Raw genomic sequence first — 19,520 nt, 5'->3', positions numbered from 1 at the left:
CGCGCCCGCCAGAATGTGTCAGCAGCGTCCGCGCCGGCCCCGAACCCGATGACTGATCCCACCGACCCTCGCAACCCCGTCCTGGCCGGCTACGCCGCCGATGCCAAGGCGCTGATCCCGCGCTATGAAGCGGTGCGCAGCGTGGACAAGCTGGCGCCCGTTGCGTACCTGCTGCCGCGCAAGCCGTCCAGGGTGGCGGACATCGGCGCCGGCACAGGGGTGGACGCTGCCTGGTTCGCGGCGCAAGGGCATTCCGTGCTGGCGATCGAACCGACCAAGGAGCTCCGGGAGGCCGGCCGGCAGCTGCATCCGTCGGCGAACATCGTGTGGCTGGATGACAGCCTGCCAGCGCTGGAGAAGGCCCTGTCGACCGACGAGCGCTTCGACCTCGTGCTCGCGTGCGGCGTCTGGGCGCACCTGTCGGAGGAAGCGCGCGGCGAAGCCCTGGCCAGCATGACGCGGCTGCTTGCGCCCGGCGGCTTGCTGATCCTCTCCATCCGCCATGGCCCTTCGGCACCGGGCCGGCCGACTTACCCCGCCCCGGTCGAACAGGTCATCGCGCAAGCGAGCGGCTTGCGCCTGATCTTCCACGGCGAAGCCGACTCGGTGCAGGCCGCCAACCGCGCCGCCGGCGTCACCTGGAGCTGGCTCGCCTTCAGGACCGCGCCGGCGCCATAGCCAGCGGCGCGGCGGCCGCCGGCTTGCGGATGGCCAGCACGCCGATCGCGGCCAGCAGGCAGGCCAGGCCGGCGGCGGTCAGCGCCGGGTTGTAGGTGAGGAGCACCGTGCGGATCACGCCCGCCGCATAGGCCGCCGTGGCGGCGCCCAGCTGGTGCGCGGCAAAGACCCAGCCGAACACGAGGCCGGCCTTCTCCTTGCCGAATTCCGCGGCGGACAGCTTCACCGTGGGCGGCACGGTGGCGATCCAGTCCAGCCCGTAGAACATGGCGAACATGCTGAGGCCCACGAGCGTGAAGTCGGAATAGGGCAGCCACAGCAGCGACAGGCCGCGCAGGCCGTAGTACGCCATCAGCAGCTTGCGGTTGTCGTAGCGGTCCGAGAGATAGCCGGACAGCGTGGTGCCGAACAGGTCGAACACGCCCATCATCGACAGCACCGAGGCGGCGGGCACGGGCCCGAGGCCGCGGTCGCCGCACAGCGAGATGAAGTGCGTCTGCAGCAGGCCGTTGGTGCTGAGGCCGCAGACGAAGAAGGTGCCGGCCAGGATCCAGAAGGTGCGGTTGCGCGAGGCTTCGGCCAGCACCTTGAAGGGACCGGTGAAGCCCAGCGGCACGGGCGCGGCCGCCGGCGCCGCGGCGCCAGCTGCTTCGCCGTAGGGGCGCAGGCCGAGGTCCGCGGGGTTGTCCTTCATCAGCAGCGAAATCAGCACAACCACCGCGGCGGCGGCGATGCACACCGGCAGCACGGCGTAGCGCCAGCCCAGGTGCTCGATCAGCCACGCCGCCACCGGCAGGAAGATCAGCTGGCCGGTCGCCGTGCTGCCCGCCAGCAGCCCCATGACCAGGCCGCGGCGCTCGGTGAACCAGCGGTTCGCGACGATGGCGCCGAGCACCATGGCGACGGTGCCGCTGCCGAAACCGAGCAGCAGCCCCCACAGCAGGAACAGCTGCCACAGCTGCGTGACCTGCGTGGCCAGCCCGATCGTGAAGCCGATGATGGTCAGCGCGATCGCCACCACGCGGCGCAGCCCGAAGCGCATGATGAACACCGCCGCGAATGGCCCCAGCAGGCCGAACAGCGCGAAGCGGACAGCGAACACCGAGGACAGCTGTTCGGTCGTCCAGCCGAACTCCTGCGACAGCGGCTGCAGCATGGCGCCGGGCAGGCCCAGCGCGGCGGAGGTGACCAGCATCGCCAGGAAGGTGAGGGCCATGACCACCCAGGCGTAGTGGATGCCGTGCCGCTGCAGGCGGCGGGAGACGAACGGGGCGAACATGCGGGATCTCCTCGGGGAGCTCGGTTTGATGTCGCGGATCATATATCGTAAAATGATGTCCGTCATCTAACAGGGTTGCCGACATGAAAGTCAGTCGCGAACAGGCGCAGCACAACCGCGAGAAGGTCGTCGAGGCCGCGGCGCGGCTGTTCCGTGAGCGCGGCATCGACGGCGTCGGCCTGGCGGAGCTGATGCAATCCGTGGGCCTCACCCACGGCGGCTTCTACGGCCAGTTCGGCTCCAAGGAGGAGCTCGTCGCCGAGGCCTGCAACTGGGCCTTCGAGCGCTCGGTGGCGAAGTGGAAGCGCACGGCGCAGGCGCATCCGGGCGCAACCGCCCATGCCATCGCGGACTTCTACCTGGCGCCCGAACACCGCGACCGCCCGGGCACGGGCTGCGCGGCAGCCGCGCTGGCCGGCGACATGGCGCGCGAAGGCGTGCATGCGCGGCAGGCGTTCACGCAGGGCGTGCGCGACCTGGTCGGCGTGCTCGCAGAGGATGCTGCGGATGCGGAAGGCCGCCGTGAAGCGCTGGCCGACTTCAGCACGCTGGTGGGCGCGATCGTGCTGGCACGCGCGGTCGACGATCCGGAGCTGGCCGACGACTTCCTGCGGGCGGCCCGCGAAAGGCTCTAGCGGCCTTCCTTCCGCGTGCCGGCGCCGCCATACTCCGCCCGGTGCACGAACTCGAACACATCCTGGCCCTCTTCGTGGCCGCCGTGCTGCTGGCCGCCGCTGCGCGGCGGGTGGGGGCGCCGTATCCCGTCTTCCTGGCCATCGGCGGGGCGCTGCTGGCGCTGGTGCCGGGCGCGCCCAGTCCGGCCTTCCCGCCGGAGCTGGTGCTGGCGCTGTTCGTGGCGCCTATCCTGGTGGACGCCGGCTACGACGCCTCGCTGCGCGACCTGCGGGACAACTGGGTGCCGCTGGCCAGCCTGGTCATCTTCGCCGTGGGTTTCACGACGGCGGCGGTGGCGGTCGTTGCGCATGCGATGGTGCCGGGCCTGCCCTGGGCCGCGGCCATCGCGCTGGGCGCCATCGTCGCGCCGCCGGATGCGGTCGCGGCCACCGCGGTGCTGCGGCCGCTGCATCCGCCGCAGCGCTTGCTGGGCATCCTGGAAGGCGAGAGCCTGCTGAACGACGCCAGCGCGCTGCTGATCTACCGGCTTGCCGTCGGTGCGGTGACGGCGGGTAGTTTCTCGTTGCAGACAGTCGCGCCGACCTTCCTGCTGGCGGTGCTGGGCAGCCTGGTCGCGGGTCCCGTGCTGGGCCTGCTGGTGCAGCGGACCTTGGAGAAGGTGCAGCACATCCCCACGGCCATCATTCTGCAGTTCGTGGGCACCTTCAGTGTGTGGCTGCTGGCCGAGAACATCGGCCTGTCGGGCGTGCTGACGACGGTGTGCTTCGCGATGACCCTGGGCCGGACGGCGCCCGGGCGCACGCCAGCGCGCATCCGCGTCCCGACGAATGCGGTGTGGGCCACCGTGGTGTTCGCGCTGAACATCTTCGCCTTCATCTTCATCGGCCTGCAGATCCGGCCGATCCTGGTGGAGCTGGCGCCGGTGCAGCGGGCGCAGTACCTGCTGGTGGCCGCCGCGGTGCTGGCCACCGTGATCCTGGTGCGCGTCGCCTGGCACATGTGCTTCAACGCCGCCACCCGCTGGCGTGACCGCCGCTATGGCTTCCATCCGCCGCGGCCGATGCTGCAGGCCACGGTGGGCAGCGGGCTGGTGATCTCCTGGGCCGGCATGCGCGGCATCGTCACCTTGGCCGCGGCGCTGGCGCTGCCCGCGGATTTTCCGGCCCGTGCATTGATCGTACTGACGGCGTTCTCGGTGGTGCTGGGCACGCTCCTGATCCAGGGCCTGACCTTGAAGCCGCTGCTGCGCGCGCTGGACCTGCATGATGGCGACCCGGTGGCGCGCGAGGAGCACAAGGCGCGCCAGCGCCTGCTGGAGGCGGCCTACGCGCAGCTGCCGGCCCAGGCTTCGCCGGCCATCACCCTGGTGCGCAAGGACCTGAAGGTCCGCCTGGGGCAGGTGCAGCGCGGCGACGGCCCGCACGCGTCCTTCGGCGCCGAATACGACAGCGCCTACCGCGCGGCGCTGGGCGCGGCGCGCCAGGTGCTGCTGGCGATGCGGGACAGCGGCGACATCGGCGACGACGCCTTCCACACGCTGGAGAACGACCTGGACTGGATGGAGGTGTCGGATCCGCTGCGGGCGGCGAATGCGGACGCGGTGGAGTAGGGTGCTGCGAACGCAGGCCTGGGCCTTTTCACCTGATTTTGCTTCTGCCGACGCGGTGCACGAGTTGTCCGTACTCCTGCGCTTCGAGCGTGTCGGCTGTCAGCTCGGCCTGGATGGTGCTCCTTTTCGAGGACAGATAGGCCGTCATGTGCATGACTGGCTTCGCCGGCGCTTCCCGCATCAGCCGCTCGATCCGCAGCAGCGGCGAACCGATGCCCACCTGCAGTAGCGAGGCGACATGGGGCTCGGCGGCGACGGCATCAATGGACTGGGACACCTGGGTAAAGCGGGCACCATGCGCCAGGAGTGTTTCGGACAGCCCCTGATGCCTCAGTCGTTCGACGGTGATGTGGACCGCTTGTTCGGCAACGATCCAGGCATCCATGGCCAACAGCGGAACCTGGCCGATGCTGCGCAGGCGACTGACGAAGACTGCCGCCTCCTGGGAGGCCAGTTGCAACGCGTTCGCAATGGCAGGCGGCGGAATTCGGCGGCTCAACTCCAGGACCCGGGCCTGGGTCTGGCGCGAGCGCCGCATGAACGATTCCACCAGGCTGAGGGGTGGCCCGGCGTCGGCAGCGTCGCTTCTTGCAAGTACGAATGTGCCCCGGCCCGATCGCTTTTCCACCCACCCGGCGTCGACCAGCTCGGTCACCGCGCGCCGAACGGTGATGCGCGAGACACCGAACAGTCGTCCAAGCTGGTCTTCCGACGGAATCGCGGAGCCTTGGGGATACACCCCACGGCTGATCTGCTCCCGCAAGGCGAGAAACAGCTGCTTGTGGAGAAGGTCGCCTTGATCGCGGTTCAGGCGCATCGTCATGGTTTGGCCTAGGCGCGCAGAGTCATCATACTATTATGATGGGTAAGCTGGCTGCCCTCTGCCGGATTCGCTGGCCAGAGGAGACGCCGGTGTCATGCGAGGCCATCGCCCATGAAACAGCTTGAGCTGTCCAGCATGCGAATTTTCGCGGTGGTGGCTGAATGCGGCAGCATGTCGGCGGCCGCAGACCGATGCAGTCTCACCGTCGCCGCGGTGAGCAAGCGGATCCGCGACCTGGAGTCGTCGTTCGGCAACCAGCTCTTCCTGCGGCACGCGCGGGGCATGGCCCTGACTGCCGCGGGGCACGCGCTGCTGCAGCATGCGCGGGACATCATGGGAACCGTGGAGAAGATGCGAAGCGAGCAACGGCAACTCGCTCGCGGCATTACCGGCGTCGTGCGCATTGCTTCGATGAGTTCGGCGGTGACGCAGTTCCTGCCGGCCGATATCCGCCGCTTCACCGAACAGCATCCGAACGTCGCCATCGACCTGACCGAGGCAACCACCCCGGAGGTGGTGGAGGCGGTCGTCGAGGGGCGCGCGGACGTAGGCATCTTCCTGGCCCCGATCGACCACGACTTGCTGGCCACTTACGAGTATCACCGGGACGCTTTGGGAGTCGCCGTGCCGCTGGAGCATGCTCTGGCGCGCCGAACGCACGTTTCGTTCTCGGAGCTCCTGGAGTCCGAGTTCATTGCGCTCGCTCCCCGGAGCACCATCGTGCAGCGCATGCTTTCCGAGAGCGACGGCGCGCTGAAGATCCGCCTGCACGTGCGCACCAGCGAGGCCATGTGCCGCATGGTCGGGGCTGGCCTGGGCATCGGGATCTGCCCGCTCGGGGCGGCACGAAGCAACCGGCACGTGGCCGACATCCACGTTCTGGAGCTCGATGAACCTTGGGCCGTGCGCCAGCTTCTGATCGGCGTGCGGCCTGACGAGGACGCGGTGTCAGGGGCTGCCCGCGTCTTCCTTGCACATTGCCGCGCGGCTGCATCCCTGGACCTGGACGACGACTAGTTCCGGCAACAGCGCTTGCTTGAACGGTGGGTTGACCACCCCCTCGCTCGAAGTTGAACCGGACTGTCATGGAATCAATACAGTCACGCGCCGTGAACAACATTCTTCGACATTTGCGCATCCAGCCTCGCCGCTGCGCCACTTCTGCGGCCGGCGCGGGACTTTCCCGCTCGGTCGCGGCGGCGCTGATCGCGCTGGCTGCCTTCAACCCGTTCGCCGCCAGCCAGGCGGGCACGTTTCCTGAGCGGTCCATCGAACTGATCGTTCCTTCCTCGCCTGGAGCGCCGATCGACATCGTCGCGCGCGCCATCGCGCCGTCGATGGCCGCGGCACTCAAACAGCCTGTCGTGGTGCAGAACGTGGCGGGCGCCGGCGGCGTGATCGGCGCAACGCGGCTCGCGCGGGCCCCCAAGGACGGCTACACCATCGGCATAGCCTCTTCGAACATCGTGATCGCGCCCTCGCTGTACAAGCTGCAGTACAACGCGCAGAGCGACATTGCCGCAGTGACGATCCTGGCGGAAGGCCGGATGGTGCTGGCCGCCAATTCCGCCGTTCCCGCGAAGGGCGTCCAGGACTTGCTCAAGCTGGCCGCCGCGAGGTCCAGCGAGCGCAGCTTGACCTACGGCTCCCAGGGCGTGGGCTCGATCGCGCACCTGGAGTTCGAGCTGTTCCGCGATGCCACGAAGGCCTCGTTCCTGCATGTGCCCTACAAGGGTTCGGACCAGATGTACGCAGCGCTGAGTGCGGGCGAAATCGACGTGGCCTTCGTCGCCGCCTCTGCCGCGATGAACCTGGAAAAGTCCGGGCGCATCAAGGTGCTCGGGGTGATGGGCGACCAGCGCGTCAGCGGTCTGCCGGGCATACCCACGATGAAGGAGCAGGGTGTCAAGGTGATGGACACGACGTCCTGGATCGGAATGTTCGCGCCCAGCGGCGTCGACGCCGCGGTCATGGATCGCATCCGCAACGAGGCCGTCCGGGCCTTGAATTCGCCCGAGGTGCGCAAGGTACTGGGCGCCGCGGGCTACCAGTTCGTCGGAAACGGGCGGGCCCAGGCGCAGGCCACCTATCTGTCGGACCTGCGCCGGTACCAGACCCTGATTACCGAGCACAACATCAAGGTGTCCGAATGAGCGGGCCAGGGATGACGGGCGCCGCGGCGGCGGCGCCGCATCGCTTCGGCGGCATTCAGGCCGACCGGCCGGACTACCTGGCCCGCCAGCCAGAGGAGCCCGTCCTCGAGCCCGGGCTGCCGATTGTCGATGCGCACCACCACTTGTGGGACATCAAGGGTGCAGCAGATCCCAGGCTGGGCGGCATCAGCCATCGCTACCTGGTCGATGAGTACGCCGCGGACGCCGCGAGCGGTCACAACATCGAGGCGACCGTCTTCGTGGAATGCCGGGCGATGTATCGGTCGCAGGGGCCGGTGCAGTTGCGCCCTGTCGGCGAGGTGGAGTTTGCCGCCGGCATGGGCGCCATGGCCGACAGCGGAAGCTATGGTCCGACCCGGATTGCGTCCGTGGTGATGGGCCAGGCCAACCTGAGCTTGGGGGCGGACGTTCGGGAGGTGCTGGAGGCCTGTGTTCTCGCCGGTGCGGGGCGTTTTCGCGGCGTGCGACACAGCGCAGGCTGGGCCAACGTGCCCGGCGTGCGCAACAACGCGACCTCCACCGGACCGGAGCTGTACCGGTCGGCCGCATTCCAGGCGGGCGCGCGCTGCCTGACCGAGATGGGCCTGGCGCTCGACCTCTTCCTCTTCCACCATCAGCTGGAGGACGTTGCCATCCTGGCTCGCGCGATTCCCGATGCCCGTCTCGCGCTTTGTCATTGCGGGGGGCCGCTGGGCTTCGACGCATCGCGTGAGCATCAGCAAGCCGTCTTCGATGCGTGGCTCCGCAACATCCGTGCGGTCGCGGCCTGCGACAACGTGCGCATCAAGCTCGGTGGAATCATGAACCGGCTCGGCGCGTTTGACTTCCGCACCGCGCCGCGCCCGCCGAGCTCCGAAGAACTGGCCGCGCTCTGGCGCCCCTACATCGAGACCTGCATCGAACTGTTCGGTGCGCGTCGTTGCATGTTCGAGAGCAACTTTCCCGTCGAGAAGATGGGCATTTCCTTCAAGGCGCTGTGGAACGCTTTCAAGCGCATCACGGCCGGCTGCTCGGACGCGGAGAAGGCGCTGCTTTACAGCGGCACCGCGCGAAGCTTCTACCGCATTCCCTGAGTCGCGCGAACCTGGACCCGGAGGGGGGTCCAGGCTGGGATGCAGATATCCGTCATTCAGAACTCTTACAGGAGACCACGTCATGCACGTCCGAAAGCTTGCCTTGGGCTTGTTGCTTCCCCTCTTGCCCGTTCTCGCGCCGGCGCAGGCCGTGCCGGCTGGCTACCCGGCAGACTACGCCCGCCTCATCGAGGCGGCGGAGCGCGAGGGCACGGTGACCATCTATTCCTCGTTCGACTCCAAGTCGGCGGTCGGCCTGCTGCAAGCGTTCCAGGCCAGGTTCCCGAAGATCAAGGTTGATTTCGTGGACCAGAGCAGCAATGAGATCTATACCCGGTTCACCAGCGAGGCCGCGGCAGGGCAAGGCACGGGTGACATCGGCTTGGGCGGTGCCGATACCGCCGTGAAGCTGTACCAGGACGGGATCGCTGCCGAATATGCGAGCCCGGAGGCGCGCAACCTGCCGCCCTACGCGATCTGGAAAAACGTGGCCTTCGCGACGACCTACGAACCGATCGTCACCATCTACAACAAGCGCCTCATGCCGCCAGGCGACGTGCCTGCCACGCACCAGGATCTGACGCGCCTGCTGACCGACAAGCGCGAAGCCTATCGCGGCAAGATCGGGACTTATGACCCGGAGCGCAGCGGCGCCGGCATCGGCTTCCTGGGCGAGGATTCCATTGCCTACCCGGGCACGGCATGGCCCTTGTTCAAGGCCATGGGACAAGCGGAGGTGAAGCTCTTCACCTCGAATGGCACGATGGTGGAGCGCGTGGCCTCCGGCGAGATCTTGCTGGCCTACAACCTCGCCGCCGCCAATGTGGCGGAGCGGATGAAGACCGACAGCTCGGTGGGAATGATCCTGCCCTGCGACTACACCCTCTACCTGACGCGCACGGCCATCCTGTCCAAACGCGGCAAGCATCCGAATGCCGCCAAGGTGTTCCTCGACTTTCTTCTGAGCAAGGACGGGCAGCAGCAGCTGGCGGACAAGTCCGTCGGCAGCATCCGCTCCGATGTCAAGAACAATCCGGTCCTGCAGCGCGCGGCCGCTTGCACGAATGCCAAGGCCCTCACCCCCGGGCCGGAGCGACTGGAGGTGTTTGACCCGGCCTGGCGGGTGAGCTTCCTGCGTCAGTGGAAGTCCGGCCTGCAGGCGAAATAGCCGATGCCGACGCGCCTGCGCATCGCGCTTGTCCTGGCCACCGCGCTGTTCGTCCTGTCACCGATCCTCCTGATCGCCTGGCAGAGCGTCCAGAGCGACGCATTCTTCAAGCCGAATGCGCAGCTATCGCTTTCGGCGTTCAAGTTCGTCCTGACGGATCCGGACTTCTACGCCTCGCTCTGGAACTCGGCCCAGGTTGCGGTCGGCATGACCTTGATCGCCGTCCCGCTGGGCAGCGTGCTGGCATTCCTGCTGACGCGGACCGACGTTCCGGGGGGACGATGGATCGAGCCGCTGGTGCTCGTCCCGATGTTCATCTCCTCGCTGGTGCTGGCCTTCGGGTACGTCGTCGGCGCAGGCCCGGTCGGATTCCTCAGCCTGGCGGCGAAGTCGGTCCTCGGCTCCGTCCAATGGACGCTCTACTCCAAGCCCTCGATCATCATCATCGCCGGCTTGACGCATGTCCCCCACGTCTACCTGTACGTCTCGACCGCGCTCAAGGGGGTGGGCTCCGACATCGAAGAGGCGGCCCGGGTCTCCGGCGCCAGTCCGTGGCGGGTGGCGCTGACCGTCAGCCTGCCGATGGTGCTGCCGACCATCCTGTTCTGCGCGCTGCTGCTCCTGTTCCTGGGCATCGAGCTGTTCGGCCTGCCGCTGGTGCTTGGCGAGCCCGAGGGCATCTCCGTGCTGGCGACTTACCTGTTCAAGCTCACCAACCTGTTCGGCACACCGGCCTACCACCTGCTGGCGGCAGTCGCGATGCTGATCGTGGCGATGACGCTCCCCATGGTGTACCTGCAGCGCAAGATGATGAAGGACGGCGACCGCTTCGTTTCGGTCAAGGGCAAGGCGGCCGCGCGCAAGCTGCTCTCCCTCGGCCCCATGCGCTGGGTCGCGTTCGGCGCGATCGTCGCCTGGCTGGCCGTGAGCGTTGTGCTGCCCGTGGGCGCCGTCATCCTGCGCAGCGTGCTCAGGACCTGGGGGGACGGTGTCCCGCTGGCTGGGAACTTCACCGCCCAGCACTTTCTGGCGATCTTGGAGTTCCCCAACCTTCAGCGCGGCATCGTCAACACGGCCCTGATGGCAACCCTCGGCGCCGCGCTGTCCGTCGGTGTCTACACCATGGTCAACCTGTCGGTGCATCGCTGGAAGTCTCGCTGGGCCGCAACGATCGACTACCTGGTGCTGCTGCCGCGCGCCCTTCCCGGGCTGGTCGCCGGCCTGGCGATGTTCTGGATGTTCCTCTTCATCCCGCTGATCAGCCCCTTGCGGTCGACGCTGCTCTCCGTCTGGATCGCCTACACGCTGGTCTGGCTCGGATACGGAATCCGCCTGATCAGCGGGCCGCTCATGCAGATATCGCGAGAACTCGAGGAAGCCGCGCGCGTTGCCGGCGCCTCACCGGGTCGCGTCAGCATGCATGTCACGCTGCCCTTGGTGAGGGCCGCGCTGGTCGGGGCATGGGCACTGATCTTCATCACCTACGTCAAGGAGTACTCGACCGCCGTCTACCTGCTCGCACCGGGCACCGAGGTCCTGGGCTCCTTGATGATTTCCCTGTGGGATACCGGGGCGATCGACACGATTGCCGCACTTTCCACGATCAACATCTGCATGGTCGGCATCGGCGTGCTGCTTCTCCAACGATTCGAAAAGGCCTCCCATGCCCAAGCTTGAAGTCGAGGCCCTTCGGGTCACCCTTGGCCACACGCAGATTCTCAAAGGCGTCTCCACGTCGTTCGAAGAGGGCGAGATCGTCGTCCTGCTGGGTCCGTCCGGGTGTGGCAAGACCACGCTGCTGCGCTCGATTGCGGGCCTGGAGCACCCGACCAGCGGCCGGATCGCCATCGACGGACTGACGGTCTACGACAGCGAGAAGGGCATCGATCTTCCCAGCGAGAAGCGCAACCTGGGCCTGGTGTTCCAGTCGTATGCGCTCTGGCCCCACAAGACGGTGTACGAGAACGTGGCCTATGCATTGCGACTGCGCAAGCAGGCGGAGGAGCAGATTCGCGCCACCGTGGAGAAGGTGCTGGCCGGCATCGGGCTGGAAGGGATGCATGGCCGCTATCCGCACCAGCTTTCGGGAGGGCAACAGCAACGGGTCGCCCTGGCCCGGTCCATGGCGTACAGCCCGCCGGTCCTGCTGCTCGATGAGCCGCTGTCCAACCTGGATGCAAAACTGCGCGAGGACGCGCGTATCTGGATCCGCTCGCTGATCAAGTCCCTGGGCCTGAGCGCCATCTTCGTGACGCACGACCAGGTCGAGGCGATGGCGATTGCCGACCGCATCGTGCTGATGGATGCCGGCCGGATCGCGCAAAGCGGCACGCCCGAGGCGCTGTACGGCAGCCCTGCCAGCCTGTTCGCGGCGGAATTCATGGGCGCGAACAACCAACTCCGGGCTGCGGTCACCGCATCCACGCCCGGTTCCGCGGTCCTGGACCTTGGAGGCCAGCCGCTGCGGGGCAAGGACCAGGGCGGCGCGAGCCGGGTGGGAACCACGGGCGTCGCGGTCATTCGTGTCGAGTCCGTCGGCAGCGCGGCAACCCAGGCCGGGGACAACGCGCTCCACGCCGAACTCGAGACCGCGGTCTATCTCGGTGGCAAATGGGAGGCCGTCTACAGGCTGTCGGAGCACCGGATCCGCGCGTTTCACGCCCGCCGGCCGGCGGACGGCCCCCACACGCTGAACATCCCACAGGACGCCGTCTGGTTCTTCGCGGACCCGCCGTCCCATTGACCCTCGTCCCACAAACACACTCATTGCGAAAGAGTCCCATGTCCCAACGGCTGCGCGATACCACCAACATCATCGTCCCCTCAGGCTCCCTCGGTGCGGGCATCCGCGCCGAACACATTGACGCCGGCATCGCAGCGGGCGCCCACGGCATCGCGTGCGATGCGGGGTCCACGGACAGCGGGCCGGCCTATCTCTCCAGCGGGAAATGCAAGTACTCCAAGGCGGCCATCAAGGAGGACTTCCGCGTACTGATGCTCGCCCAGGCGAAAGCGAACATTCCCCTGCTGGTCGGTTCGTGCGGCACCTCTGGCTGCGACATGGCGCTCGACTGGACGCGCGACATCGTGCTGGAGATCGCGCGGGAGCATGGCCTGAGCCCGAAGATCGCCATGCTCTATTCCGAGCAGTCGCCCGCCTTGCTCACCACTCGCGCAAGCGAGGGCAAGGTCACGCCGCTGCCACCTTTGACAGGCTCCGGCATCGATTTGTTCGGCGAGTGCGACCACATCGTCGCCCTGATGGGCCCGGAGCCGTACATCGCGGCGCTGGAGGCTGGCGCGGACATCGTGCTCGGCGGCCGCACCACGGACACTGCGGTTCTCGCGGCCTTGCCCTTGCTGCGCGGGGCCGGAAAGGCCGCATCCTGGCATTCCGGGAAGATCGCGGAATGCGGCGGGCTCTGCACCACCCACTCGCGCGAGGGCGGCGTCATGATCCGCGTCGGGAAAGACGCATTCGAAGTGGAGCCGCTCGGCAATGTGAGCCGATGCACGCCCTTCACCGTCTCCGCCCACATGCTCTACGAGAACAGCGATCCCTTCCTGCTGACCGAGCCCGGCGGTGTCCTGGATGTCACCGACGCCATCTACGAAGCGGTCGATGAGCGCGTCGTGCGCGTCACCGGCTCCAGGTTCCATGACAAGCCCTACACGATGAAGCTGGAGGGCGCAGGGCGCGGCGGATTCCAGACCATCATGTTCGTGGGCATCCAGGATCGCGCCGTCTGCGCAGAGGTCGACCTGTTCATCGAGCGCATGCACAAGGCGCTGTGCGAGCGCGTGAAGACGACGATGGGCCTGCCCTCCGACGCATTCGACATCTCGCTGCGTCCTTATGGCTGGAATGCCGTGACCGGGATGCCGGTCGACGATGGCGCTGCGCCGCCGCGCGAGATCGGCTTGATGTTCGTCGCGACCGCGCCATCCCAGGACATCGCGACGCAGATCGCCAAGACCTGCAATCCCTGGTTCTTCCACATGCCGATCCGGCCCGAGGTCGAACTTCCGAGCTACGGCTTCCCGTTCTCACCGTCGGAAACGGAGCGCGGCCCGGTCTATGACTTCAAGCTCAACCACGTCGTCCATGTCGCCCATGCCCTCGAGCTCGTGCGCACGGAGTATGTCAACCTGAAGGAGGCCGCCCATGCCTAAGCTCAGCGAGGTCTGCCACCACGTCCGCTCCAAGAATGCCGGTCCCTTCTGGATCACGCTGGATTTCTCGTTCGCGGACCAGCAAGCGTTCGACCGGTATTGCAACGCGCCCGCGTTCGACCCCGCCACCATCGGCCAGACGATGAATGTGGACGCAAGCCTCGTCAAGGTCTTCCGGGTCCCCAAGCTTCGGGTCGTCAAGGTGTCCTATCCCCGGCGCAAACCCCAGGGCGGGATGCTGGAACGCGACATGCACGGGGGCCAGCAGTACGTGCGCTTCCTCGACCTCGAGATGGCATGAAGCCTGACTTGACGATCGCTAGCGGCCAGCAAGACGGCGCATTCGGCCTGATCGCACAGCAGGTGCGCTTGCATGCGACCCAACGCCCCGAGGCCACGGCACTGCAGGATGAAGCTGAATCGCTCACCTGGGAGGTCCTGGATTCCTGGATGGACAGGATAGCGGCCGCCCTGCAGCGCGATGGATTGCTTCCGGGCGACAGCATTGCGATCTGCGCCCTGTCATCGGTGCGCTATGCAGCCGTCTTCCTCGGCGCACTTCGCGCGGGCGTCGCCGTCGCGCCACTGGCGCCCAGCTCGACGCCCGATGGACTGCACGGCATGCTGTGCGACTCGCGTGCGAAGCTGCTGTTCAGCGACGCCACAACCTGCGGAACGTTCATCGGGATGCCGCGGCTGCCTGGCACCGTGGCCCTGGATGACGCGAGCGGATGCGGCGGTGCGCGCCGGTTCGGGGACTGGATGGCACCTGAAGGTGCGGTTCCGGCTTCCGCCGGCATTTCGCCCGACACGCCCTTCAACATCATCTACTCCTCGGGCACGACCGGCCAGCCCAAGGGCATCGTCCAGGGACACGGGATGCGATGGGGACACGTCGTGCGGTCCGGTCGCCACGGCTACGGGCCGGACTCCATCACGCTGGTCTCGACACCGCTTTATTCGAACACCACGCTGGTAGCCTTCTTTCCAACGATTGCCTACGGCGGCAGCTCGGTGCTGATGTCCAAGTTCGATGCAGCTCGTTTCCTGAAGCTGGCCGAGGCGCATCGCGTGACGCACGTCATGCTGGTGCCGGTGCAGTACAAGCGGCTGCTGGATCATCCGGACTTCGGGACCACGGACTTGAGCGCATTCCGGTACAAGTTCTGCACCAGCGCCCCCTTCGGCGCGGCGCTCAAGGCAGAGGTTCTCGCACGGTGGCCCGGTGCGCTCGTCGAGTTCTATGGCATGACGGAGGGCGGCGCCACCTGCCTGCTGGATGCCCACCTCCATCCTGGCAAGCTGCATACGGTCGGCCGCCCGGCGCCGGGATGCGAGATCCGGCTGATCGACGAGACCGGGCAGGAGGTCCCGCCGGGCGCCCCAGGCGAGATCGTCGGCCGCTCGGCGTCCATGATGACGGCCTATCTCAACCAGCCGGCCAAGACGCGTGAAGCTGAGTGGTTTTCGCCGCAGGGCGTCCGGTTCATTCGAACCGGCGACCTGGGCCGGTTCGACGATGACGGATTCCTGGTTCTCATCGACCGCAAGAAGGACATGGTGATCAGCGGCGGCTACAACATCTACCCCAGCGATCTCGAGGCCGTCCTGTTGCAGCACCCCGACGTGGTCGAGGCCGCGGTCGTGGGCGTGCCAAGCGAAGCCTGGGGCGAAACGCCGGTCGCCTTTGGCGTCCTGACTCCGGCCAGCAAGCTCGCACCGGAGGCCTTGCAGGCGTGGGCCAACAGCCGGCTTGGCAAGACCCAGCGGATCTCGGAAGTGCACCTCTTGCGGGAGTTGCCACGCAGCGCCATCGGCAAGGTGCTCAAGCGGGAACTGCAGCGCATGAGAGCAGCATGAGCGGAGCCAGGATACCCGCTTGGCGGCAGCCGCCTCAGTCGTCCGCGACGACCGGGTTGCGCAGCACGCCGATGCGGTCCACTTCGATCTCGCAGACGTCGCCCGGCTTCATCCACACCGGCGGGTTGCGCCTGGCGCCGACGCCGCCGGGCGTGCCCGTGACGATGACGTCACCGGTCTGCAGCGGCGCGATGGTGGACACGTAGGCGATCTGCCGCGCGATCGAGTGGATCATCATGTCGGTGGTCGCGCATTGCAGCTCCTGGCCGTTCAGGCGCGTGCGCAGCTTCATCACGGTGCCGAAGGGGATCTCGTCCGCCGTCACCAGCCAGGGGCCGAAGCCGCCGGTGCGCCAGAAGTTCTTGCCCGGCGCCCATTGCGGCGTGTGGCGCTGCCAGTCGCGGATGGAGCCGTCGTTGTAGCAGGCATAGCCGGCGATGTGGCGCGCTGCGTCGGCCACGGCAATGCGGCGCCCGGGCTCGCCGATCACCACCGCGATCTCGGCCTCGTAGTCGAACTGCGTCGACTCGCGCGGGCACACCAGGCCCTGGCCGTGCCCGGCCTGCGAATCGGCCACGCGCAGGAAGAAGGTGGGCTGCTCGGTGACCTCGCGCTGCGTCTCCGCCACGTGTTCGGCGTAGTTGAGCCCGCAGCACCAGATCTTGCCGGGACGGGGGATGACCGGCAGCAGTTCCAGCTGCGCGAGGCTCTGGTCGGCCGCGCGGCCAGCGAGCACGGCGCGGACTTCGGCCAGGCCCGCGTCGGTGAGGACCTGCGCAAGCTCGGTGTAGCGGCCCTGGAAGGCGCGGCCCAGGTCGACGACACCGTCGTCGCCGATGACGGCGCCGAAGCCGGGGCGGCCGGCTTGGAGAAAGCTAATGAGTTTCATGGTGCGAAGGTGTCAGGGACGAACCCACTGGCCGAAAGTCCAGCCGCCACCCGTACCGGCGGGACTGCGCGCGGTGGGCACGTAGTCGACCAGCTCGAATTGGTGGTCCTGGCAGGCGCCGGCAGCGACGATCCAGTTGCGGATCTCGCCGGTCGGCGTGTCCAGGCGCGGCAGGTTTTCCAGGATCGAGCGGTCGTTGGTCTCCAGGCCCTTGATGACCAGGCGATCGAGCTCCTCGTCGAGGACGAAGTGGCTCAGGCCGCCGCTGGCCACCAGCAGCACGCGCTGGTCCGAGGGGTAGGCTTCGATCAGCTCGCGCAGCGCGGCGCCGAAGTTGAAGCAGCGGCGCGGGTTGGGCCGGTTCGGCGGGTAGCAGGTGTTCAGGAACACCGGCACCATGGGAATCAGCTGGTTGTCCAGCACCGACTTGGCCACATAGGCAAAGCCGTGCGGCATGCCCTTGCGTCCCGGGGCGCGGGTGCGCTTCTCCTCGATGAAGCCGCTGGGGCCCACGCTGCCGCCGTACTCGTCGCGCAGGTAGCGGAAGTGCGAGATGTCGAAGTCGCGCTCGGCGAGCCCGCCGATCAGGTATTCGCCCATCGCCGCGTCCACCGGCATCACCAGCTCGCGGTCGCCCCAGCCGTTCTGGAAGGTGTTGAACAGCGGATGCGCGCCGGGGCGGTGCGTCTTCCACGGGTACAGCGGCCAGGACTCGCCCCAGTAGATCGACAGCGACGGCATGTTGTCGTCGAAGAAGATCTCTTCCTGGTCGTCGCTGATCACCATCACCACGTCGGGCGCGAGTTCGGTCGTGATGTCGCGCAGGCGCTGGGCGCCCGCCTGCATGCGCTCGTACTTGGCCGCGAAGATTTCGGGCGTCAGTTGCTCCAGCAGCTGCGGGTCCGAGGCGGCCACTTCCTGCACCAGGCCTTCATAAGGCGTGATCCGGCCCGTGCGCGGCGACTGCAGCTCCTCGTTCTTGCGGTCGACGATTTCCGCGTGCTTGTCCCAGTACTGGACCTCCAGGAACATCGGCGGCGAATGCGATGTCCCGATGGCCCCGACGAATTTCGCCATGTTGGCTCCTTGGTTCTCGAAAATGGCCGTGCAGCCCGCTGCTGCACAATGGGCCGCAGTTTGCATGCGCGCCACGGGCCTGTCGATTGAGTAATTGGCCGGCCCGCGTTGAGCCAACGGTTAAGTCATGTCGCAGATCGATTCCTATCTCCAGGTCACCTTGAAGGCGCGCCAGCTGCGCCTGCTGGTGGCGCTCGACGATTTCGGCCACCTGAAGGAGGTGGCCGAGATCACCCACGTCACCGTGCCCGCGGTGTCCAAGGCGCTCGCGGAACTGGAACGCGGGCTGGGCCTGGAACTGTTCGTGCGCACGACGCAGGGCCTGCGCCCCACGCCGCACGGCGAATGCCTGATCCGGCATGCGCGCCAGATGCTGGTGAGCCTGCACCAGGCGCGCGCCGAGCTGAAGGCGCTCAGCTCGCCTTCGGAGGACAAGATCAACGTCGGCGTGTTCCCCGCTTCCGTCACGGCGCTGCTGCCCAAGGCGCTGGCGCTGCTGAAACAGCGCGAGCCGCGCGTCAACGTGCTCGTCACCGAGGGAATGATGGCCACGCTGATGCCCGAGCTGCGCCAGGGCAAGCTGGACATGATCGTCGGCCGCCTGCCCGCGCGCGACGGCCAGGACACGATCGCGGAGCAGGAGCTGCTGGAGGAGCCGGTGTCGCTGCTGGTGCGGCCCGCGCACCCGCTGGCTGGCCGCAAGAAGCTGAAGTGGGCGGACCTGAAGCCTTACCCGTGGGTGCTGCCGCCCGTGGGCGCGCTGCTGCGCGACCCGCTGGAGCGCATCCTGGAAAGCCACGACATCCGGCCCAAGGACTACATCGAGACCTCGTCGACCACGCTGGCCCGCGCCTACCTGCACGCCAGCGACGGCATCGGCGCGATGGCCGGCGCGGTGGCGCGCGACCCGGCGGAGCCGCTGGCCAGGTTGCCGCTGGCGCTGCCGCAGTTGATCCGCGGCTCCGGGGTGTTCTGGGACAAGCGCCGCGCGCTGACGCCCGCGGCCAGGCTGATGATCGCCTGCCTGGAGGAAGCAGCCGCCGGGCTGCGCCCCCACTACGCCTGAAGCTGCGCTCAGTCCAGCGTGGCGCCGGACTTGCGGATCACCTCGCCCCAGCGCGGGATCTCGCGCGCGACCAGGGCGCCCAGTTCGGCCGGCGTGCTGGTGGCAACCTGCAGGCCGATGCTGTCCAGGGCGGCCGCGGCATCGGGCGCGCGCACGGCCTTCTTCACCTCCGCATTCAAGCGGTCGACGATGGCCTTGGGCGTGCCCTTGGGCGCGAAGATCGCGTGCCAGGACATCACGGTGAAGCCGGCCACGCCGGACTCGATCATCGTCGGCACCTTGGGCAGCGCGTTCACCCGCTTCGGCGAGCTCACGGCCAGCGCCTTCACCTTGCCGGACTGCACCATGGGCAGGGTGGTCCCGAGCTGGTCGAACATGAAGGTGAGCCGGCCCCCGGCCACGTCCAGGATGGCGGGCTGGCCCTTGTAGGCCACATGGGTGAGCGGCACGCCGATCGTCTCGGAGAACAGCTCGCCCGCCAGGTGCGGCGAGGTGCCGGCGCCGGCCGAGCCGAAGGTGCGGTGCTGTTCGTCCTTTTTCATCAGCGCGATCAGCTCGCCCACGGTGTTGACGCCGAGGCTGGGGCTGACCACCAGCACGCTGGGCACCGAGCCGATCAGCGCGACCGGCTCGAAGTCCTTCACTGGGTCGTAGGGCAGGGAGCGGTACAGCGTGGCATTGGCGGCCTGCGTGCCGCTGGTGCCACCCAGCAGCGTGTAGCCGTCCGGGGCGGCTCGGGCCACGGCGGAGGCGCCGATGCTGCCGCCGGCGCCGGCCTTGTTGTCCACGACGAAGGACTGGTGCAGCGCGGCGCCCAGCTTCTGCGCCATCAGCCGGCCCACGACGTCGGCGCTGCTGCCGGCGAAGAAGGGGACGACGTAGGTGATGGGCCGGGCCGAGGGCCAGGCACTTTCTGCGCGGCTCGTCAGCGGCGCGCCGGCGGTGAGCGCGGCGGCGCCCAGGGAGGCGAGGAACTCGCGGCGGTCGGTCATGTTCTTGTCTCCGATGGGAAAGG

18 protein-coding genes are annotated in these 19,520 nt (G+C 67.7%); 13 read left to right on the top strand and 5 right to left on the bottom strand.

Annotated features, from left to right (window positions below; genetic code table 11):
- The first annotated feature begins 48 nt into the window (after window positions 1-48).
- On the top strand, window positions 49-678 hold the full coding sequence (locus HHL11_RS00810; RefSeq protein ID WP_169416487.1) for a class I SAM-dependent methyltransferase: 630 nt from the start codon (window positions 49-51) through the stop codon (window positions 676-678).
- Here the strand turns inward: HHL11_RS00810 and HHL11_RS00805 are convergent.
- A complete protein-coding gene (locus tag HHL11_RS00805) occupies window positions 656-1,957 on the bottom strand; it encodes an MFS transporter (protein WP_169416486.1) in 1,302 nt (433 codons plus the stop codon). The two genes, HHL11_RS00810 and HHL11_RS00805, sit on opposite strands and share 23 nt — an antisense overlap.
- Before the next feature lie 83 nt (window positions 1,958-2,040).
- On the opposite strand from HHL11_RS00805, the gene HHL11_RS00800 reads away from it, so the two are divergent.
- Together HHL11_RS00800 and HHL11_RS00795 are read left to right on the top strand one after the other, a co-directional pair.
- Window positions 2,041-2,592 (top strand): TetR/AcrR family transcriptional regulator, encoded by a 552-nt coding sequence (locus tag HHL11_RS00800; protein WP_169416485.1) that lies wholly within the window; start codon window positions 2,041-2,043, stop codon window positions 2,590-2,592.
- 41 nt (window positions 2,593-2,633) lie between these two features.
- On the top strand, window positions 2,634-4,202 hold the full coding sequence (locus HHL11_RS00795; RefSeq protein WP_169416484.1) for a cation:proton antiporter domain-containing protein: 1,569 nt from the start codon (window positions 2,634-2,636) through the stop codon (window positions 4,200-4,202).
- A gap of 28 nt (window positions 4,203-4,230) precedes the next feature.
- Here HHL11_RS00795 and HHL11_RS00790 read toward each other — a convergent pair whose 3' ends face one another.
- The gene (locus tag HHL11_RS00790; RefSeq protein ID WP_169416483.1) at window positions 4,231-5,025 is read right to left on the bottom strand and encodes a GntR family transcriptional regulator; all 795 of its coding nucleotides are present in this window, start codon (window positions 5,023-5,025) and stop codon (window positions 4,231-4,233) included.
- Between the two features lie 111 nt (window positions 5,026-5,136).
- On the opposite strand from HHL11_RS00790, the gene HHL11_RS00785 reads away from it, so the two are divergent.
- The 9 genes from HHL11_RS00785 to HHL11_RS00745 all read left to right on the top strand — a co-directional run bounded on the left by HHL11_RS00785 (window position 5,137) and on the right by HHL11_RS00745 (window position 15,473).
- Window positions 5,137-6,042 (top strand): LysR substrate-binding domain-containing protein, encoded by a 906-nt coding sequence (locus tag HHL11_RS00785; protein WP_169416482.1) that lies wholly within the window; start codon window positions 5,137-5,139, stop codon window positions 6,040-6,042.
- A 92-nt stretch (window positions 6,043-6,134) separates the two neighbouring features.
- Entirely contained in the window at window positions 6,135-7,178 is a 1,044-nt protein-coding gene (locus tag HHL11_RS00780) for a tripartite tricarboxylate transporter substrate-binding protein (protein WP_169416481.1), read from the top strand.
- An 11-nt stretch (window positions 7,179-7,189) separates the two neighbouring features.
- On the top strand, window positions 7,190-8,272 hold the full coding sequence (locus HHL11_RS00775; protein WP_169416480.1) for an amidohydrolase family protein: 1,083 nt from the start codon (window positions 7,190-7,192) through the stop codon (window positions 8,270-8,272).
- A gap of 82 nt (window positions 8,273-8,354) precedes the next feature.
- Window positions 8,355-9,440, top strand: a complete 1,086-nt coding sequence (locus HHL11_RS00770) for an ABC transporter substrate-binding protein (RefSeq protein ID WP_169416479.1) — start codon at window positions 8,355-8,357, stop codon at window positions 9,438-9,440.
- A 3-nt stretch (window positions 9,441-9,443) separates the two neighbouring features.
- The gene (locus HHL11_RS00765; RefSeq protein ID WP_169416478.1) at window positions 9,444-11,117 is read left to right on the top strand and encodes an ABC transporter permease; all 1,674 of its coding nucleotides are present in this window, start codon (window positions 9,444-9,446) and stop codon (window positions 11,115-11,117) included.
- Window positions 11,104-12,183, top strand: coding sequence for an ABC transporter ATP-binding protein (locus tag HHL11_RS00760; RefSeq protein WP_169416477.1), 1,080 nt, complete (start codon window positions 11,104-11,106; stop codon window positions 12,181-12,183). Before HHL11_RS00765 ends, HHL11_RS00760 begins: the two co-directional genes overlap by 14 nt.
- 38 nt (window positions 12,184-12,221) lie before the next feature.
- Window positions 12,222-13,613 (top strand): acyclic terpene utilization AtuA family protein, encoded by a 1,392-nt coding sequence (locus HHL11_RS00755; protein ID WP_169416476.1) that lies wholly within the window; start codon window positions 12,222-12,224, stop codon window positions 13,611-13,613.
- On the top strand, window positions 13,606-13,914 hold the full coding sequence (locus HHL11_RS00750; RefSeq protein WP_169416475.1) for a DUF4387 domain-containing protein: 309 nt from the start codon (window positions 13,606-13,608) through the stop codon (window positions 13,912-13,914). The genes HHL11_RS00755 and HHL11_RS00750 overlap by 8 nt, the downstream gene beginning before the upstream one ends.
- The gene (locus HHL11_RS00745; protein ID WP_169416474.1) at window positions 13,911-15,473 is read left to right on the top strand and encodes a class I adenylate-forming enzyme family protein; all 1,563 of its coding nucleotides are present in this window, start codon (window positions 13,911-13,913) and stop codon (window positions 15,471-15,473) included. The genes HHL11_RS00750 and HHL11_RS00745 overlap by 4 nt, the downstream gene beginning before the upstream one ends.
- Before the next feature lie 34 nt (window positions 15,474-15,507).
- On the opposite strand, the gene HHL11_RS00740 is transcribed toward HHL11_RS00745, so the two are convergent.
- Window positions 15,508-16,362 (bottom strand): fumarylacetoacetate hydrolase family protein, encoded by an 855-nt coding sequence (locus tag HHL11_RS00740; RefSeq protein ID WP_169416473.1) that lies wholly within the window; start codon window positions 16,360-16,362, stop codon window positions 15,508-15,510.
- 12 nt (window positions 16,363-16,374) lie between these two features.
- On the bottom strand, window positions 16,375-17,439 hold the full coding sequence (locus tag HHL11_RS00735; protein WP_169416472.1) for a DODA-type extradiol aromatic ring-opening family dioxygenase: 1,065 nt from the start codon (window positions 17,437-17,439) through the stop codon (window positions 16,375-16,377).
- Window positions 17,440-17,566: 127 nt separating this feature from the next.
- Here HHL11_RS00735 and HHL11_RS00730 point away from each other — a divergent pair, with 127 nt between their 5' ends.
- Window positions 17,567-18,505 (top strand): LysR substrate-binding domain-containing protein, encoded by a 939-nt coding sequence (locus HHL11_RS00730; protein ID WP_169416471.1) that lies wholly within the window; start codon window positions 17,567-17,569, stop codon window positions 18,503-18,505.
- 8 nt (window positions 18,506-18,513) lie between these two features.
- Here HHL11_RS00730 and HHL11_RS00725 read toward each other — a convergent pair whose 3' ends face one another.
- Complete coding sequence (locus HHL11_RS00725; protein WP_169416470.1) at window positions 18,514-19,497, bottom strand: Bug family tripartite tricarboxylate transporter substrate binding protein; 984 nt, start codon at window positions 19,495-19,497, stop codon at window positions 18,514-18,516.
- Window positions 19,498-19,520 lie beyond the last annotated feature (23 nt).

The sequence above is a fragment of the Ramlibacter agri genome, assembly GCF_012927085.1.
Taxonomy (GTDB): domain Bacteria; phylum Pseudomonadota; class Gammaproteobacteria; order Burkholderiales; family Burkholderiaceae_C; genus Ramlibacter; species Ramlibacter agri.
Note: the sequence above shows the minus strand (reverse complement) of the source record. Positions and strands in the feature narration are given on the sequence as shown.

Excerpts from the sequence above, each read along its gene's own strand:
- HHL11_RS00810 (WP_169416487.1), top strand. The coding sequence starts at position 49 with ATGACTGATCCCACCGACCCTCGCAACCCCGTCCTGGCCGGCTACGCC.
- HHL11_RS00805 (WP_169416486.1), bottom strand. The coding sequence starts at position 1,957 with ATGTTCGCCCCGTTCGTCTCCCGCCGCCTGCAGCGGCACGGCATCCAC.
- HHL11_RS00800 (WP_169416485.1), top strand. The coding sequence starts at position 2,041 with ATGAAAGTCAGTCGCGAACAGGCGCAGCACAACCGCGAGAAGGTCGTC.
- HHL11_RS00790 (WP_169416483.1), bottom strand. The coding sequence starts at position 5,025 with ATGACGATGCGCCTGAACCGCGATCAAGGCGACCTTCTCCACAAGCAG.
- HHL11_RS00785 (WP_169416482.1), top strand. The coding sequence starts at position 5,137 with ATGAAACAGCTTGAGCTGTCCAGCATGCGAATTTTCGCGGTGGTGGCT.
- HHL11_RS00775 (WP_169416480.1), top strand. The coding sequence starts at position 7,190 with ATGACGGGCGCCGCGGCGGCGGCGCCGCATCGCTTCGGCGGCATTCAG.
- HHL11_RS00770 (WP_169416479.1), top strand. The coding sequence starts at position 8,355 with ATGCACGTCCGAAAGCTTGCCTTGGGCTTGTTGCTTCCCCTCTTGCCC.
- HHL11_RS00765 (WP_169416478.1), top strand. The coding sequence starts at position 9,444 with ATGCCGACGCGCCTGCGCATCGCGCTTGTCCTGGCCACCGCGCTGTTC.
- HHL11_RS00760 (WP_169416477.1), top strand. The coding sequence starts at position 11,104 with ATGCCCAAGCTTGAAGTCGAGGCCCTTCGGGTCACCCTTGGCCACACG.
- HHL11_RS00755 (WP_169416476.1), top strand. The coding sequence starts at position 12,222 with ATGTCCCAACGGCTGCGCGATACCACCAACATCATCGTCCCCTCAGGC.
- HHL11_RS00750 (WP_169416475.1), top strand. The coding sequence starts at position 13,606 with ATGCCTAAGCTCAGCGAGGTCTGCCACCACGTCCGCTCCAAGAATGCC.
- HHL11_RS00745 (WP_169416474.1), top strand. The coding sequence starts at position 13,911 with ATGAAGCCTGACTTGACGATCGCTAGCGGCCAGCAAGACGGCGCATTC.
- HHL11_RS00740 (WP_169416473.1), bottom strand. The coding sequence starts at position 16,362 with ATGAAACTCATTAGCTTTCTCCAAGCCGGCCGCCCCGGCTTCGGCGCC.
- HHL11_RS00735 (WP_169416472.1), bottom strand. The coding sequence starts at position 17,439 with ATGGCGAAATTCGTCGGGGCCATCGGGACATCGCATTCGCCGCCGATG.
- HHL11_RS00730 (WP_169416471.1), top strand. The coding sequence starts at position 17,567 with ATGTCGCAGATCGATTCCTATCTCCAGGTCACCTTGAAGGCGCGCCAG.
- HHL11_RS00725 (WP_169416470.1), bottom strand. The coding sequence starts at position 19,497 with ATGACCGACCGCCGCGAGTTCCTCGCCTCCCTGGGCGCCGCCGCGCTC.